Source organism: Paraburkholderia sp. SIMBA_054 (genome assembly GCF_046534875.1).
GTDB lineage: Bacteria > Pseudomonadota > Gammaproteobacteria > Burkholderiales > Burkholderiaceae > Paraburkholderia > Paraburkholderia hospita.
Map to the genome: position 1 here is coordinate 1 of NZ_JAWRXV010001444.1, position 245 is coordinate 245.

General features: G+C 37.1%; 1 protein-coding gene. It reads right to left on the bottom strand.

Annotated elements, in window-relative coordinates:
• On the bottom strand, positions 1–245 hold a 245-nt coding region (locus SB822_RS59820), incomplete at both ends, for an ATP-binding cassette domain-containing protein (RefSeq protein ID WP_410859476.1).

Genomic DNA, 245 nt, shown 5'->3' on the forward strand with positions numbered 1-245 from the left:
CTTTTGTTTTTGACCGCCAGAAAGTTTTAATCCCCTTTCCCCAAGTATGGTGTCATATCCATGTTCTAGTTCTCTTATAAATGAATCGCAATCAGCTTTTTTAGCAGCTTCAACGAGTTGTTGATCTGTAAGACTCGTATCTCCAAAGCGAATATTGTCTTTTACACTCATATTGAATAAAAATGTTTCTTGAAAGACAAACCCCATCGCAGCTCTTATTTGACTAGTTGGTAAACGGCGCAAAT